Source organism: Rhizobium sp. BK176 (assembly GCF_024808055.1).
Genome location: NZ_JANUBV010000009.1, coordinates 125,099 through 140,157 on the forward strand (window position 1 = coordinate 125,099; position 15,059 = coordinate 140,157).

The 15,059-nt window shown below is 59.8% G+C and carries 16 protein-coding genes; 5 read left to right on the forward strand and 11 right to left on the reverse strand.

Features of this window, described 5'->3' with window-relative positions; genetic code table 11:
* Window positions 1–7 precede the first annotated feature (7 nt).
* The 6 genes from argC to FHT76_RS24625 all read right to left on the reverse strand — a co-directional run bounded on the left by argC (window position 8) and on the right by FHT76_RS24625 (window position 4,089).
* A complete protein-coding gene (gene argC / locus FHT76_RS24600; protein ID WP_183859244.1) occupies window positions 8–940 on the reverse strand; it encodes an N-acetyl-gamma-glutamyl-phosphate reductase in 933 nt (310 codons plus the stop codon).
* Between the two features lie 63 nt (window positions 941–1,003).
* Window positions 1,004–1,963, reverse strand: coding sequence for an agmatinase (gene speB, locus FHT76_RS24605; protein ID WP_183859242.1), 960 nt, complete (start codon window positions 1,961–1,963; stop codon window positions 1,004–1,006).
* A 97-nt stretch (window positions 1,964–2,060) separates the two neighbouring features.
* Window positions 2,061–2,363, reverse strand: a complete 303-nt coding sequence (locus tag FHT76_RS24610) for a putative quinol monooxygenase (RefSeq protein ID WP_183859240.1) — start codon at window positions 2,361–2,363, stop codon at window positions 2,061–2,063.
* A gap of 135 nt (window positions 2,364–2,498) precedes the next feature.
* Window positions 2,499–2,966: a 30S ribosomal protein S9 gene (gene rpsI, locus FHT76_RS24615; protein ID WP_183756858.1), complete on the reverse strand. Its 468-nt coding sequence runs from the start codon at window positions 2,964–2,966 to the stop codon at window positions 2,499–2,501.
* Window positions 2,967–2,968: 2 nt separating this feature from the next.
* Window positions 2,969–3,433 carry a 50S ribosomal protein L13 gene (gene rplM / locus FHT76_RS24620; protein WP_259185928.1) on the reverse strand — a complete coding sequence of 155 codons (465 nt, stop codon included), beginning with the start codon at window positions 3,431–3,433 and terminating at the stop codon, window positions 2,969–2,971.
* Between the two features lie 224 nt (window positions 3,434–3,657).
* A complete protein-coding gene (locus tag FHT76_RS24625) occupies window positions 3,658–4,089 on the reverse strand; it encodes a PaaI family thioesterase (RefSeq protein ID WP_183859238.1) in 432 nt (143 codons plus the stop codon).
* Window positions 4,090–4,162: 73 nt separating this feature from the next.
* Between FHT76_RS24625 and FHT76_RS24630 the strand changes: the two genes are divergently transcribed.
* Entirely contained in the window at window positions 4,163–4,996 is an 834-nt protein-coding gene (locus FHT76_RS24630; protein ID WP_183859236.1) for an enoyl-CoA hydratase, read from the forward strand.
* On the opposite strand, the gene FHT76_RS24635 is transcribed toward FHT76_RS24630, so the two are convergent.
* Together FHT76_RS24635 and FHT76_RS24640 are read right to left on the reverse strand one after the other, a co-directional pair.
* A complete protein-coding gene (locus FHT76_RS24635; RefSeq protein ID WP_259129401.1) occupies window positions 4,997–5,833 on the reverse strand; it encodes a DMT family transporter in 837 nt (278 codons plus the stop codon). It lies immediately after the preceding gene.
* A gap of 410 nt (window positions 5,834–6,243) precedes the next feature.
* Window positions 6,244–6,573, reverse strand: coding sequence for a hypothetical protein (locus tag FHT76_RS24640; protein ID WP_259185929.1), 330 nt, complete (start codon window positions 6,571–6,573; stop codon window positions 6,244–6,246).
* A 104-nt stretch (window positions 6,574–6,677) separates the two neighbouring features.
* Between FHT76_RS24640 and FHT76_RS24645 the strand changes: the two genes are divergently transcribed.
* The 3 genes from FHT76_RS24645 (at window position 6,678) to FHT76_RS24655 (ending at window position 8,847) form a co-directional block, all read left to right on the forward strand.
* A complete protein-coding gene (locus FHT76_RS24645) occupies window positions 6,678–7,106 on the forward strand; it encodes a CoA-binding protein (RefSeq protein ID WP_183859230.1) in 429 nt (142 codons plus the stop codon).
* Window positions 7,107–7,215: 109 nt separating this feature from the next.
* A complete protein-coding gene (locus tag FHT76_RS24650) occupies window positions 7,216–8,499 on the forward strand; it encodes an O-acetylhomoserine aminocarboxypropyltransferase (RefSeq protein WP_259185931.1) in 1,284 nt (427 codons plus the stop codon).
* Between the two features lie 3 nt (window positions 8,500–8,502).
* On the forward strand, window positions 8,503–8,847 hold the full coding sequence (locus FHT76_RS24655; protein WP_183859226.1) for a cupin domain-containing protein: 345 nt from the start codon (window positions 8,503–8,505) through the stop codon (window positions 8,845–8,847).
* Between the two features lie 68 nt (window positions 8,848–8,915).
* Here FHT76_RS24655 and FHT76_RS24660 read toward each other — a convergent pair whose 3' ends face one another.
* Both FHT76_RS24660 and FHT76_RS24665 read right to left on the reverse strand, forming a co-directional pair.
* Entirely contained in the window at window positions 8,916–10,274 is a 1,359-nt protein-coding gene (locus FHT76_RS24660; protein WP_183859224.1) for a sigma-54 dependent transcriptional regulator, read from the reverse strand.
* A complete protein-coding gene (locus tag FHT76_RS24665) occupies window positions 10,271–12,133 on the reverse strand; it encodes a sensor histidine kinase (RefSeq protein ID WP_183860702.1) in 1,863 nt (620 codons plus the stop codon). Before FHT76_RS24665 ends, FHT76_RS24660 begins: the two co-directional genes overlap by 4 nt.
* 240 nt (window positions 12,134–12,373) lie before the next feature.
* On the opposite strand from FHT76_RS24665, the gene FHT76_RS24670 reads away from it, so the two are divergent.
* The gene (locus FHT76_RS24670; RefSeq protein ID WP_019279768.1) at window positions 12,374–13,708 is read left to right on the forward strand and encodes a dicarboxylate/amino acid:cation symporter; all 1,335 of its coding nucleotides are present in this window, start codon (window positions 12,374–12,376) and stop codon (window positions 13,706–13,708) included.
* A gap of 73 nt (window positions 13,709–13,781) precedes the next feature.
* On the opposite strand, the gene FHT76_RS24675 is transcribed toward FHT76_RS24670, so the two are convergent.
* The gene (locus FHT76_RS24675) at window positions 13,782–15,026 is read right to left on the reverse strand and encodes a cytochrome P450 (protein WP_183859222.1); all 1,245 of its coding nucleotides are present in this window, start codon (window positions 15,024–15,026) and stop codon (window positions 13,782–13,784) included.
* Window positions 15,027–15,059 lie beyond the last annotated feature (33 nt).

Genomic DNA, 15,059 nt, shown 5'->3' on the forward strand with positions numbered 1-15,059 from the left:
TCCGAAATTAGGAGGCGAGCATGAGGTCCATGTTCTGGACGGCAGCACCCGACGCACCCTTGCCGAGGTTGTCGAGCAAAGCAACGAGGTTGACCTGCGAAGCACCGGGCGTGCCGAACACGAAGAGCTTCATCGTATCCTCGCCGGCAAGCTCGACTGCATCGATGCGGGGCAGCTTGCGGGTCTCGTCCAGCGGCACAACTGTCACGATCTCCTGGCCGGCATAGTGGGCGACAAGAGCGGCATGGATGCCTTCGAGCGTCGTGCCCTCGGCAAGATCGTCGAGATGCAGCGGCACCTGAACGATCATTCCCTGCGGGAACTTGCCGACGGACGGGGAGAAGATCGGCGCGCGGTCCAGAAGACCGTGGATCTTCATCTCGGGCACGTGCTTGTGCGTCAGCGTCAATCCGTAAAGAAAGTGCGGAGCGGAGATCGCATCGTCGCGGCTCGGATCTTCCATCTGAGCGATCATCTGCTTGCCGCCGCCGGTGTAGCCGGAAACTGCGTTGACGGTGACCGGATAGCCATCGGGCAGGATGCCGGCGGCGCGCAGCGGCCGAATGAGGCCGATCGCACCGGTCGGGTAGCAGCCCGGATTGGCGACGAAGCGCGCCTCCTTGATCCTTTCGGCCTGCTCCTTGTCCATCTCCGCAAAGCCGTAGGCCCAGGAAGGATTGACACGGAAGGCGGTGGAGGTGTCGATGACCCGCACGTTGTTGTTGCCGGAGACCATCTGCACGGCTTCTTTCGAAGCATCATCCGGCAGGCAGAGGATCGCGACATCGGCGCTGTTCAGCATATCCTCGCGCATCGCGGCGTTGCGACGCTCGGCTTCCGGGATCGACAGAAGTTCGACATCGCGACGGCCGGCCATGCGCGTGCGGATCTGCAAGCCCGTCGTGCCGTGTTCGCCATCGATGAAGATCTTCGGTGCCATTGTCTCGCTCACACTTTCAATAGGTTAGAAAGAAGTCCGGAATCATTTTGTAAGAGGGATGAGTCAGCCGTGTGACGCGCTCGCGCGGCGCTCGGCATGTAGGCCAAGCATATACATCGCGACCGTCGCCCCCGCAATGGCAGTGATATCCGCGTGGTCATAGGGCGGTGACACCTCAACGACGTCGCCGCCCCTGATGTCCAACTGGTGCAGACGCTGCAGAACCGAGAGAATTTTGGCGCTCGAGGGGCCGCCGGATACGGGTGTACCGGTGCCGGGCGCATAGGCAGGGTCAAGGCAGTCGATATCGAAGGTCAGATAGGCCGGCGCACCGCGGGTATGCGAGATGATCGTCGAGGCGATATCGCTCGCACTCATCTCTTCAAGCTGATGACCATAAAGAATATGAATGCCGAAATCCTCTGGCGCATGCGTGCGGATACCGATCTGGATCGACCTGTCAGGATCGATGATGCCGTCCCGCGCAGCCCGCGCCACGAACGAGCCATGGTCGATCCGCCTGTTGTCGTCGAACCAGGTGTCTTGGTGAGCATCGAACTGGACGAGCGCCAGCGGCCCGTGCTTGGCTGCATGCGCCTTCAGGATCGGCCAGGTGACGAAATGGTCACCGCCAAGGGTCAGCATGAAGGCGCCGCTGTCGACAATGGTCTTTGCCTGCCGCTCGATTGCCGCGGGCGTCTCGGGGTGGTTGCCGTAGTCGAGGAGGCAGTCGCCGTAGTCGATGACGGCCATCTCGGCAAAGAGATCCCGGTTAAAGGGATATTGCGGGTCGTTGTCGAAGATCGCCGAGGCGCGCCGGATCGCCTGCGGCCCGAACCGTGTTCCGGGCCGGTTGGAGGTCGCGGCATCGAAGGGGATGCCCCAGACAACGGCATCTGCGCCAGTCAGGTCCTTGGTGAAGCGACGTCGCATGAACGACAGCGCTCCGGCGAAGGTCGGGTCGGTGGCTGCCGATGTCAGGCTCGTTGCCGTGAAGGCGTGGTCGATCGACTTGTTGGCCAAGAGATGCTCCTTGAGGGGTGTGCTGTGCCTATGCCTACCAGAAACGAATCTCAAACCGAAAGGCCAAAACGGTGCCGGTCGCTCGGCCAAGCTGGTTTTACCGTGGCAGCTTGTCCGCCAGCACTTCGGGAGTCTTCAGTTGCGGCGCCTCGGCAAGCAGTTCAGCCGCTCGTGCCATCAGCGCTGCGGCCACCTTGCCGTTCAAATGTGCTTGCCGACCGGCCTCATCATTGAACGCATCGAAGATGGCAAACGTGCTCTGGTCGTACCGAACGGCAAACCACGTCACCGTACCGGGTTCCTGTTCGACAAGTGCCTGCGCGCTTTTCAAGAACGCGGCCACTTCCTCTTCCTTGCCGGACTTTGCTTTCAGTTCGACATAGATTGCTTGCTTGGTCATTCCTGCCTCCCTTGGCACGCGCTTGAAGCGCCTGGAATGCGGTAGAACTGGCAAGGGAACGAGCGGCTTCAAGCGGCGGCCAAAAGAAAAGGCCGGGCAAGAGCCCGGCCTTCGCATTTCCATAGTCCGAAGCGATTAACGCTTGGAGAACTGGAACGAACGGCGGGCCTTGGCCTTACCGTACTTCTTGCGTTCAACGACGCGGCTGTCGCGGGTCAGGAAGCCACCCTTCTTCAGGACCGAGCGCAGGCCCGGCTCGAAGTAGGTGAGAGCCTTGGAAACGCCGTGGCGAACAGCACCGGCCTGGCCGGAAAGGCCGCCGCCGGCGACCGTTGCAACGATGTCGAACTGGCCTTCGCGGGCAGCAGCAACGATCGGCTGGCGCAGGATCATCTGCAGAACCGGGCGTGCGAAGTATTCCGCGAATTCCTTGCCGTTGACGATGATCTTGCCGGAGCCCGGCTTGACCCATACGCGGGCGACGGCGTTCTTGCGCTTGCCGGTCGCGTAGGAACGGCCAAGCGAGTCGACCTTACGGACGTGTGCCGGAGCCGAAGCTTCGGTAGCCGTGCCGAGATCCTTCAGGGAGGAGAGGTCAGCCATTCTTAGGCGCTCCTTACGTTCTTCTTGTTCAGCTTGGCGACGTCGAGAGCGACAGGCTGCTGTGCTTCATGGGGATGGTTTGAACCAGCGTAGACGCGGAGGTTCTTCATCTGACGACGGCCGAGCGGACCACGCGGAACCATGCGCTCAACGGCCTTCTCGAGAACGCGCTCCGGGAAGCGGCCTTCGATGATCTGGCGAGCGGTACGCTCCTTGACGCCGCCGGCGTAACCCGTGTGCCAGTAGTAAACCTTGTCGGAGTACTTCTTGCCGGTGAATACGACCTTGTCGGCATTGATGACGATGACGTTGTCGCCGTCGTCAACGTGGGGAGTGAAGGTTGCCTTGTGCTTGCCGCGCAGACGCATAGCGATGATGGAAGCGAGACGGCCAACGATCAGCCCTTCGGCGTCGATGATGACCCACTTCTTCTCCACCTCTGCAGGCTTCTGGGAGAAAGTTGCCATAGTAGTTACTCTCTTTTGGATCCCTCGGCCCGAAGGCGAGAGGGCGTTTCTTGTTGCTTGGTTTGGTGGGCCGAAGACGCACCAAAAAGAAAGCAGCCCGGAAAGGCTGCATTTCTGGCGGTGTGTATAAAGACAAAGGGCTGTGCGGTCAATGACGATGGATCGCGAGAGCGTAAAAATATTAAAGCAAAATCAATATGTTATACGTGTGGTATCATGTTACCTCATATTTCTCGGGGCGGAATCGAGTAAGTGGCGGTTGCGTGGGCGATCAGCTCATCCGCATTTTCCTGGAAAATCGATGCCTCGATGACCGCGAGCCGCTTTCCGAGCTTGAGAATTCGGCAGGTGCAGGTCGTCGGTCTTGGCTTTGGCAGGCGCAGGAAATTGATGCTGAGATTGGTGGTAACAGCCAGAGCCACCGGTCCGATATGCGCGAGCACTGCCGCATAGGCTGTCACATCCGCCAAGGTGAAGAGGGCGGGGCCGGATACGGTGCCGCCGGGTCGCAAATGCCTTTCGCTGGGGTCGAGCCGCATCGAGACGCTACCTGGGCTGATCGCAGTGATCGTGAACACGCGCCCGTCTGTGTGGATCTGAGGAAAATCCGTGTCCAAAAAACGGTGAAGCTCATCGATCGTCATGATTGGCTGCATGAGTTTGCCTCGAAATTGCTTGTCGCCTGTGGCAGAACAATTAGCACGAAAGAACAATGCAGGGAGTTAGACCATGGCCGAAGTCGTATCCTTTCGGAAGGACCCGAGCAAAGCGGGTGAGGGTGCGCTCGTCATCCCGCAATTGAGCGATGGCGTGCTGCGGCTGACGCTCAGCAATCCGCCTGCGAATGCGCTCTCGATCGCCGTCATGGAAACCCTGATCGGTGAACTGCAGAGCGCCGCCGAAGACGCTGCCGTTCGCGTGGTCATCATCGCATCGACCGGCAATGTCTTTTCTGCCGGCCACGACCTCAAGGAATTGACCGCGCATCGCGCCGATGAGGACAACGGCGAGGCATTCTTTGAGGAAACCTTTGCGCTGGCTGCGGATCTCATGCTGGAGATCACACGCTTGCCAAAACCTGTCATTGCCGAGATCGACGGCCTCGCAACGGCTGCCGGGTGCCAGCTTGTCGCTTCCTGCGATCTGGCGATCTGCACCGATACGGCGACCTTCTGCACCCCCGGCGTCAATATCGGCCTGTTCTGCTCGACACCGATGGTGGCAGTCTCGCGGGCAGCCCATCGCAAGCAGGCAATGGAAATGCTGCTTACCGGTGAGACGATCGACGCCTCGACCGCCAAGGATTTCGGGCTCGTGAACCGCATCGTGCCGAAGCAGTATCTGACTCAGGTCGTCACCAAATATGCCTCCGTCATCGCAAGCAAATCGCCGCTGACGCTGAAGATCGGCAAGGAGGCATTCTACCGCCAGCTCGAAATGCCGATCGAGGAGGCATACAGCTATGCCGCTCAGGTCATGGTCGACAATATGCTGACGGCCGATGCCGAAGAGGGAATCGGAGCCTTCCTTTCCAAGCGCATGCCGCAGTGGACGGGCGAATAGCTAGCCGAGTTTCAGGACCAGCCCGCCGAGCGCGATGATCGCGCCGGCGAGATAGCGCCACGGGCTGGCCTTTTCCTTCAGCACGATCACGGAAATAAGCAGCGCAAAGAGGATCGACGTCTCGCGCAGCGCGGCAACGGTCGCAACCGGCGCCTTGGTCATCGCCCAAAGCGCGAGACCGTAGGAGGCGATAGATCCGCCGCCACCAATCAGACCACGCCACCAGTTGTAGCGGACATGCACGGCGACTGCGACGCTACCGCGCTTGACGATGGCCCAGGCGAATAGCAGTACCGGCGGTAGCAGCGACATCCATAGCGTATAGGACACCGCATTGCCGGAGATGCGGGCGCCGATTCCGTCGACATAGGTATAGGTCGCAATCACGCAGGCATTCGCTAGGGCCAGCCGGATGGCGTGCCCGCCGCCTTTTCGTGCTTCGAAGGCCAGTGTCAGGATGCCGGCGCAGATCGTCATCGTGCCAATGAGGGCACCTGTCGACAACGTTTCGTTCAGGATGAAACCGCTGGTGGCCGCAATCAGGAGCGGCGCGCACCCGCGCATGAGCGGATAGACAAGGCCGATATCGCCCGCGCGATAGGCGCCGGCGACGAGCTGGAAATACACGAACTGCAGAATAGCCGAAGCGCCGATGAAGGGCCATGCGGCCGAATTCGGCAACGGCAGGAACAGCAGAAACGGAAGCGCGCAGACTGCCCCGCCAGCCGATATCAGGCTTGCATCCAGCGACTTATCGGTGCCCGCCTTGATCATGGCGTTCCAGGTTGCGTGCAGCAGAGCACCAAACAGAACGAGTAGGATGATGTGGAGAGGCAAAAAACCACCAAATGGTGTGAAAACTGATCGCTGGATGCTTGTTACGCGGCTGTTGGCAAAAAGCAATCCCGTTCGATGACGTGATGAATAGCGTTCGAGCAGCTCCTGCGCCCCGCGGCAACCGGAAGATGCCGTGTGGCCCCCAACCAAAAAGAGGAACGTACACCAGAGGTATTCATCGCCCAGCCGTCATTTCAACTATGAGGCGTCTCTAACATACGCGTGAACATATGCGAACATATACGGGATATACATAGAACAATGATGGTGCGCGAAGCTGGGTCGCCGCAAATTTTACAACAGTGTGACAAAGCCGTCACGGAATCGGTCGATCCCTAAACGGGTAAGCGCCGGGCGCGATTGTATTCGCAGGCTCGTGGATCATGATTTTGCTCTGGAGCCATGCTGTTTCATAGCGTGTTATAAGGGGCGAGAAACATCCCGTCAAAGTTGTCGATATTCTGGCAATTCAGCACGCGACACCTCGGGTTGTTCTTCGTCGGGATGGTCGTCCATTCAGCATATTGGTGGGCGTCGCAATAGGTGCTGTCGCGAATGTAACGGTCGAACAACGTCATGCCGCTCACCCGCTTTGACGGATACCGGAGGATCACCGCGCCCTCGTTATGGATCGAGGCGCGCGCCGCCTGGCAGCTGATACTGAGCGAATTATATCGGGAGATTGCAAGCGCCGGAGAGGCCGCCATGACGAAGGCGATTACAACAACGAATTTTTTCATGGAAACTACCTCCTTAGGAGCCCTAGTTCCTATATACGCGCAAACTAGCTGGTGGTTTCAGCGAATTGCCACGTAAACGCGATTGTTATTGGAGGTCGACGTTCTTGAATCACGATAGATATGAGGATGACTACATCCTCGACATTCTGCGTTCCGTGAAGACCATTGCCCTGACGGGCGCTTCGCCCAATCCCGCCCGACCGAGTAACGGCGTGATGGGGTATCTGCTGTCCAGGGGATACAAAGTCATCCCGGTGAACCCGGGGCAGGCAGGCAAGCAGATCCAGGGCCAGCCGGTTCACGCCCGGCTGGCCGACGTCCCTGGAACAGTCGACATGGTAGAGGTCTTCAGGGCCTCGGAATATCTATCAGGCGTAGTGGACGAGGCATTGGCAATGAACCCGCGGCCGAAGGTGATATGGGCGCAACTTGGCGTCCGCGATGACGCGGCAGCGGCAAAGGCTGAGGCAGCCGGCATCAAGGTCGTCATGGATCGCTGCCCGGCCATCGAATATCCGCGGCTTATCGGCTGAGTGGGTGGATTTTTCAAATAACGTGCCTGGGTTGAAATAGAACGCGATTAACTTTTCGCGACCGTCGGCTATGCTCGCCGCCATTCGATCAACCGAAGGGGAGGGCTTCATGGCCAAGAACGGTCCGGGTTTCAATACGTTGGCAGTGCATGCGGGAGCTCAGCCGGACCCCGCGACCGGCGCGCGCGCCACGCCGATCTATCAAACGACCGCCTATGTATTCAACGATTCGGATCATGCGGCCGCTCTCTTTGGCTTGCAGCAATTCGGCAACATTTACACCCGCATCATGAACCCGACCCAGGCGGTACTCGAAGAGCGCGTCGCGGCGCTCGAGGGTGGCACCGCAGCACTCGCCGTTGCTTCCGGCCATGCGGCGCAGGTGGTCGTCTTCCACACGCTCATGCGTGCCGGCGAAAACTTCGTGGCTGCGAAGCGGCTCTACGGCGGCTCTATCAACCAGTTCGGCCATGCCTTTGATAATTATGGCTGGCAGGTTCGCTGGGCGGATTCCGCCGATCCGGTGAGCTTCGAAAGTCAGATCGATGGCAAGACACGGGCAATCTTCATCGAGAGCCTCGCCAATCCCGGCGGCACCTTCGTCGACATTGCGGCGATCGCGGCGGTTGCACACAAGCATGGCCTGCCGCTGATCGTCGATAATACTATGGCCAGCCCCTATCTCATTAGGCCGATCGAACACGGCGCCGACATCGTCGTGCATTCGCTGACGAAGTTCCTCGGCGGTCACGGCAATTCCATGGGCGGCATGATCGTCGATGGCGGAACCTTCGATTGGTCGAAATCCGGCAACTACCCAATGCTTTCCAGCCCGCGCCCGGAATACAATGGCGTGGTGCTACACTCGACCTTCGGCAATTTTGCATTCGCCATCGCTTGCCGCGTGCTTGGCTTGCGCGATCTTGGTCCTGCCATCTCGCCCTTCAATGCGTTCCTGATCCTGACGGGCATCGAGACGTTGCCGCTGCGCATGCAGCGTCACAGCGACAACGCGATCGCGGTTGCAACGTGGTTGAAGGCGCACAGCAAGATCGCCTGGGTGAACTATGCGGGCCTCGAAGATGATCCTAACCATGCGCTGCAGCAGCGCTACTCTCCGAAAGGTGCCGGCTCAGTGTTCACCTTCGGGGTCAAGGGCGGCTATGAGGCAGGCAAGACTCTCGTCGAGGGTTTGGAACTGTTCTCGCATCTCGCGAACATCGGCGACACGCGCTCGCTGGTGATCCACCCGGCGTCGACCACGCATCGGCAATTGACGGATGAACAAAGGATCGCCGCCGGTGCCGGTCCCGATGTCGTTCGTCTTTCGATCGGGATCGAGGACGTGAAGGATATCATCGCCGATCTCGAGCAATCGCTGGCGAAGATCTGAGCCATGGCAAGCTACCTGACTTTTGACATCGACGACGTCGAACCGGAATTCGGCGCCCCCGATGCCGACCGGATATTGGCCGGCGACCCGCAGTTCAGGACCTGGAATCTGGAGGAGGCCGATGGCGGCCTCTATTCCGGCATATGGGAGGCGACGCCTGGCAAGTGGCGCATCGTTTATGCTGAGTGGGAATATTTTAACGTGCTTTCGGGCTACTCGATCGTCACGGAGGACGGTGGCGAGGCCGTGCATCTTCGTGCCGGCGACCGGATGATCCTCAGGCCCGGCTTTAAGGGAACATGGGAAGTCGTTGAAATAACTCGCAAGGACTACGTCATCCGGCTCTGATTTCAGGGTAGCGGAATAGTGGATATGCCGAAGGGTATCGCCGCTGATCTTGGCTGGTTTTGACAGAGCTAGCTGCTGTCGGAAGATGCGAAATCGCTACGGACGATGCCGTGGCGCTGGAGCTTGTCGTAGAATGTTTTCCGAGGAATGCCGAGGTCCGCGATCGTGCGGCGGACGTCGCCGCCGTTGGCGTTCAAAGCTTCGCGAATGATGTGGGCTTCGTAGCGTTCGAGCCGGTCCGGGAGCGATAGGGTTCCATCCGTTACCGGTTCTGCTGCCGCACGATCTGAGACCTGCCCGACGCCGAGCACGAACCGTTCGGCAAAATGCGACAGTTCGCGCACGTTGCCGGGCCAGTCGTACTCCCGCAGGTGGCGATGGATCGATGAAGGGATCGTGGGCACGTCGCGCTTGAAGCGGTTCGCGGCACGCTCGGCGAAGTAACCGAAGAGAAGCGGAATGTCATCTCGGCGCTCTTTGAGTGGCGGAATAGAGATCGTCACCACATTGAGGCGGTAATAGAGATCTTCGCGAAAGTCGCCGCGTTGGCGGGGATCGCCGAGATCGATCTTGGACGCAGCGACGACCCGCAAATCGACGGGTCGGACCTCGTTGGTGCCCAACGGCGCAACCTCGCGCATTTCGAGCACGCGCAACATCTGCACCTGCGTTGCCGGCGGCATGCTCTCGATCTCGTCGAGGAAGAGCGTTCCGCCACTCGCATATTCGATGCGGCCTACACGCTTCTTTTGCGCGCCGGTGAAAGCGCCGGGTTCGTGTCCGAAAAGTTCGCTTTCGACAACGCTTTCCGGCAGCGCTCCGCAGTTCAGGGCAACGAAATTACCAGATGCGCGCCGGCTCCAGCGGTGGAGCAGGCTTGCCACGACTTCCTTGCCGCTGCCGGTTTCACCCATTAGGAGCACGTCGACATCGGTGTCGGCAATTTGCCGCAAGGTATGGCGCAGCCGTTCCATCGCCGGCGTCTGGCCGATCAGCGGCAGGTCATCGCGCGCCTCGTCTGTCGCTTTCCGCAGAGATCTGTTTTCCATCACGAGACGGCGCTTTTCGGCAGCACGCCGCACGCTCTGAATGAGCCGGTCCGTCGCGAAGGGTTTCGTGATGAAGTCGTAAACGCCATCCTGCATGGCTTTGACCGCCATCGGAATGTCCCCGTGGCCGGTGACCAGGATAACCGGCAAATCCTCGTCCTGCCGTCGTACGCGGCTGAAGAGTTGGAGGCCGTCGATTTCAGGCATGCGGATATCGGAAACGACAACGCCTGCAAAATCCGGGTTCAAAGTCGCCAGGGCTTCGCCGGCGTCGGAAAAGGCGGAAACCGAAAAACCCGCGAGTTCGAGCGTTTGCTTGGTTGCGCGCAGCAAGTCCTTGTCATCATCGATTAGAAAGATCGGCGTCGCATCGTTCATGCCTTGGCCTTCCGCAGGTGGACCGTAAAACAGGTTCCGGTTTCGTCGCTCGTCACATCGATGCGGCCGCCATAGTCGGCGACAATGTCCTTCGAAATAACGAGACCGAGACCAAGGCCTTTTTCCTTGGAGGTGTTGAACGGCGTAAAGAGCGATTTCAGGATAGCGGGCGAAATACCGGGGCCGTTGTCGGCGACGTCGATCGCAACCTCGTCATCCGTCTCGGTAACAGAGACATCGACCTTCGCGTCCGCGCGCCCGTCGAGCGCTTCCAAGGCGTTCTGGAACAGGTTGATTAGAATCTGCTCAAGGCGAATGCGGTTGCCGAGCACACATTGGCCCGCTGGCGGCAGCCGGATGCTGAGTGCATTCAGTTGACCGGCAAATCGGCTTTTCAGCAGAACCACCGCCCCATCGATAACGCCACGCAGTTCCACAGGCTCCGGCGCCACGCGACCTTTTCGAGCGAATGCCTTCAACTCGTCGGTAATCGCGCCGATCCGTTCGGTGAGGCCGGCAATCGCTTCGAGGTTGTCGTCCACGGGGGCGGTCTGCTTGCGCTCCAGGAACACCCGGGCATTGTCTGCATAGGCGCGTATCGTCGCGACCGGTTGGTTGATCTCATGCGCGACGCCTGCCGCGACCTGTCCCAGGATCGCGAGCCGGTTCGCCTGCACAAGTTCCTGCTGAACGACCTGCAGCCTCGCTTCCGTCTCTCTATGGTCAGAGATTTCGGCCTGCAAACGATCGCGTGCCCGGCTGAGATCGTCGGTTCGCGCGGTGACCCGTCGCTCCAGCTCTTCGCGCATGCCCTGTTCTTCCGCGATCTTGGTTGCTGCCGCTTGGCGCCTCCACAGAATTAACGCCGCGATTGCGAGAACGGGCAGAAGAACGGCCAGTGACAACAGGCGCATTTCGCGAACGGACGCCGCAACTGGCGCATCAGTGGGTACAAGGTATTCGAGATGCCAAGGCGTAGTGGGAACGGGTGTCGTTAGGCGCAAATACTCGCCTTCGCCGCTACCCGGTAGCACGGCGGAAACGAGCGACGCCTCGGCGTCAACGGGCCGAGGGCGCATGACCGGCAGCGTCGCCAGCGGCGCATCGCCGAACTGCAGGCTGTTGCGGATGGCGGCAAGGTCAGCCTGCGGCACAGCGCTGTTCATCATGAAGCGCCAGGAGGGGATGCTGGTGATGAGAACGACGCCGCGATCATCCGTGACATAGACAGGGCGATGTGTGTCGCGCCAGTCGCTCTCAAGCCGATCGAACTCAAGTTTGACCACGACGACGCCGAGCGGCGCTGCCGCACTTCCCACGCGGCGAGAAATGTAGAGGCCCGGGCGCTTGCTGACACTGCCGAGGGCAAAATGCTCAGCCGTTCCGTCCTCCATCGCCTTTGTGAAGTAGTCGCGGAATGTGTAGTCGTTGCCGACGAAACTGACGGGCTCCCGCCAATTGCTCGAGGACACCGCAATGCCGTTGGGGCCGATGACGTAGAGCACGGCGGCCTGCGTTCCCGTGACCAGCCGCTCGAGCTTCCGGTTCAATATGTCGATCGCATCGCCGCCTTTGGACGAAAGGCCATCGAGAACTTGTTGGTCTTCGGCAAGAAGCAACGGCAGCGCGCGTGGCCTCTCCAGGACTGCGTTCAGGAGCGCGACTTTCAGGCTGGCGTCGGTCCGACCTTGGCCCGCGATCGCGTCAATGGCGGAGCGACGCCCATAAGCCTCCGCGCCAAACAGCACGGCAACGATGAGCACAGCCGAAATGGAGGCAAACAGAATCCACAGGCGTCGTGCGCGCCGGCGGACGCGGTCGAGGGAGCCAAAACCAGTGGTCGGTGCCGACTGAAGCATCATCTAACTTGTGCGTAATTCCGCACTCCCGTCAAATCAATTTGTGCGAAAATACGCTCGTTCGCTTGAGGTTGCGTAGGTCATTATAAAAAAAGAGATTAGGAAGCAATCACTTAGACGTCCGCATCGGAGTTGGCACGCATGTTGCAAAACCTCACCAAACAGCCAGCGTGGCTGTTGACTGGTAACGCAAATCGCCCCGGGAGGCCGCTTTTGGTTTTGGGGCACATGGAGGACATCATGGGTGCAGCACTTCCGGTCGCGGAGCCACGCGGCAAGGTTCCTTTTTATCGGCTTCTCTACGTGCAGGTTCTTGCCGCCATCTGCGCTGGCATCCTGCTCGGTCATTTCTATCCCGACATCGGCACGGCTCTGAAGCCGCTCGGCGATGCTTTCATCAAGCTCGTCAAAATGATCATCGCCCCCGTCATCTTCTTGACGGTTGCTACAGGTATCGCCGGCATGTCCGACCTGCAGAAGGTTGGGCGCGTCGCCGGCAAGGCAATGCTTTACTTCCTCGTCTTTTCGACGCTGGCACTGGCTGTTGGTCTGCTGGTCGCCAACGTCATACAGCCGGGTGCAGGCATGCACATCGATCCGGCGACGCTGGATGCCAAGGCCGTCGCAAGCTATGCGGAAAAGGCTCATGACTCGACCGTCACGGGCTTCCTGATGAACATCATTCCGAACACGATCGTAGGCGCCTTTGCCGACGGCGATATTCTGCAGGTGCTGTTCTTCTCTGTCCTGTTCGGCATCGCGCTTGCCATGGTCGGCGATCGCGGCCGTCCCGTTGTCGATTTTCTGCAGGCCCTGACGGCACCGGTCTTCAAGCTGGTGGCAGTCCTGATGAAGGCCGCTCCGATCGGCGCGTTCGGCGCCATGGCCTTCACCATCGGCAAATATGGCATCGGCTCCATCGCCAATCTGGCAATGTTGATCGGCACCTTCTACCTGACGTCGCTGCTCTTCGTGCTCGTCGTTCTGGGTGCGGTCGCCCGCTACAATGGGTTCTCGATCCTCGCGCTGATCCGCTATATCAAGGAAGAACTGCTGCTCGTGCTCGGCACGTCGTCTTCGGAAGCCGCACTTCCCGGTCTCATGGCCAAGATGGAGCAGGCTGGTTGCAAGCGCTCGGTCGTCGGTCTCGTCATTCCGACCGGCTACTCTTTCAACCTCGACGGCACCAATATCTATATGACGCTTGCTGCGCTCTTCATCGCTCAGGCGACGGACACGCCGCTGACGCTGGCAGACCAGATCCTGCTTCTGCTGGTCGCGATGTTGAGCTCCAAGGGCGCTGCCGGCATCACCGGCGCCGGCTTCATCACGCTCGCCGCAACGCTTTCCGTGGTGCCTTCGGTTCCCGTTGCCGGGATGGCGCTGATCCTCGGTATCGACCGCTTCATGTCGGAGTGCCGCGCCTTGACGAACTTTGTCGGCAACGCCGTCGCAACGGTTGTGGTCGCCCGCTGGGAAAATGAACTTGACCAGACGAAGTTTGCTGCCGCGATGGCCGGCAAGCTGCCGCAGGAGCCGCTGGATGGAGTGCCGGCGCTGCAGGCGGCGGAATAGCTTCACCGCCTGACTTTCAAAAGCGACGAAAAAGGTCCGCGTCCTCCGGGGCGCGGACTTTTCCATTGCTGACCTACCAAGCAAGGTCGAGGCGATCTAAACCGTGGAAATGATAGACATCTTTTACGACGGGCGTCCGGGCAAGTTTCAGTCCAGGCAGCCGCTCGAAGAGAATTGGTAGGACGACGTTCAATTCCAACCGCGCCAGCGGCGCCCCGATGCAGAAATGGATGCCGGCGCCAAACGACAGGTTAGGCGCTTCGTTGCGGTCGGGCTTGAAGGTAAGCGGATCGTCGTATTTCGTCGGATCGAGATTGGCTGCCGCCAGAATGAGGCTCACCTTGTCGCCTCGCTTGAACGAAATGCCGTCGATCTCGACCGGTTCCAACGCCCATCGCTGGAAGATGTGAACGGGTGCGCAGATACGCAGAGACTCTTCCACGGCTCGTTCGGTTGTCTCCTCGTCCTTAAAAAGGTCCGCCGGATTGTGCCCGCTCTCCAGGATAATGCGGACTGAATTGCCGATCTGGTGGACCGTCGCCTCGTGACCGGCATTGAGCAGCACGATTGTCGTCGAGACGAGTTCGTCCTCGGTCAGGTATTGCCCCTTGTGTTCCGTATGGATCATGTGGGTCAACAGGTCGTCCCGAGGGTTGGCTCGGCGCTCGGCGATGACTGTCTTCACATAGTCGGAGAACTCCTTCGCCGCCCGTTCGGCGCCATCCTCGTCCTCTCGCGTGCGACCGAATAGGTACATGCGGATATAGGCGTGCGACCATTTCAGAAGCTGCGGTCCCATCTCCTCCGGAATGCCGATCATGCGGGCAATCATCGTTACCGGAATAACGTCCGCAAATGCCGAAAGCAGCTCGACTTCGCTCTTCTTCTCGAAGCCGTCGATAAGCTTGCTGGCGAGCTCGGCAAGCTCAGGCTTCATCTTCTCGACGTGGCGAGAGACGAAAGCGCGGTTGACGAGTGTACGCAGACGCGTGTGCTCGGGCGGCTCCAGTTCGAGCAAGGAGTACCGTTCGGCCAGGTCGAAATTCGCCAGATGCTGGTCCGGCTCGGGAAGGCCGAGTTCCTCACGGCTTGCGATGTGCAGGATCTGGCGGCCGAAACGGCGATCGCGCAGCAAGCCGTTGACGTGGTCGTAACCTGTGAAAAACCACTGCTTCTGCTGCTCCCAATAGAATGTGGGACAGTGCGCGTGGAGAGCGGCATAGGCCGCGTTCGGGTCGCTGTAGAACGCCGGATTGCTGGCGTCGAGCGAAACGTGGCGTGTGGCAGGATCGATGGAAAGAAAAGGTGGGATCATCATGCTTCGAGGCTTAGCGGATTTGCCAAGCCTCGA

What these genes read in the sequence shown, in the direction of transcription:
- argC (WP_183859244.1), bottom strand. Translation starts at nt 940, where the DNA reads ATGGCACCGAAGATCTTCATCGATGGCGAACACGGCACGACGGGCTTG.
- FHT76_RS24610 (WP_183859240.1), bottom strand. Translation starts at nt 2,363, where the DNA reads ATGACCAAGCAAGCAATCTATGTCGAACTGAAAGCAAAGTCCGGCAAG.
- rpsI (WP_183756858.1), bottom strand. Translation starts at nt 2,966, where the DNA reads ATGGCTGACCTCTCCTCCCTGAAGGATCTCGGCACGGCTACCGAAGCT.
- rplM (WP_259185928.1), bottom strand. Translation starts at nt 3,433, where the DNA reads ATGGCAACTTTCTCCCAGAAGCCTGCAGAGGTGGAGAAGAAGTGGGTC.
- FHT76_RS24625 (WP_183859238.1), bottom strand. Translation starts at nt 4,089, where the DNA reads ATGCAGCCAATCATGACGATCGATGAGCTTCACCGTTTTTTGGACACG.
- FHT76_RS24630 (WP_183859236.1), top strand. Translation starts at nt 4,163, where the DNA reads ATGGCCGAAGTCGTATCCTTTCGGAAGGACCCGAGCAAAGCGGGTGAG.
- FHT76_RS24640 (WP_259185929.1), bottom strand. Translation starts at nt 6,573, where the DNA reads ATGAAAAAATTCGTTGTTGTAATCGCCTTCGTCATGGCGGCCTCTCCG.
- FHT76_RS24650 (WP_259185931.1), top strand. Translation starts at nt 7,216, where the DNA reads ATGGCCAAGAACGGTCCGGGTTTCAATACGTTGGCAGTGCATGCGGGA.
- FHT76_RS24655 (WP_183859226.1), top strand. Translation starts at nt 8,503, where the DNA reads ATGGCAAGCTACCTGACTTTTGACATCGACGACGTCGAACCGGAATTC.
- FHT76_RS24660 (WP_183859224.1), bottom strand. Translation starts at nt 10,274, where the DNA reads ATGAACGATGCGACGCCGATCTTTCTAATCGATGATGACAAGGACTTG.
- FHT76_RS24665 (WP_183860702.1), bottom strand. Translation starts at nt 12,133, where the DNA reads ATGCTTCAGTCGGCACCGACCACTGGTTTTGGCTCCCTCGACCGCGTC.
- FHT76_RS24670 (WP_019279768.1), top strand. Translation starts at nt 12,374, where the DNA reads ATGGGTGCAGCACTTCCGGTCGCGGAGCCACGCGGCAAGGTTCCTTTT.
- FHT76_RS24675 (WP_183859222.1), bottom strand. Translation starts at nt 15,026, where the DNA reads ATGATGATCCCACCTTTTCTTTCCATCGATCCTGCCACACGCCACGTT.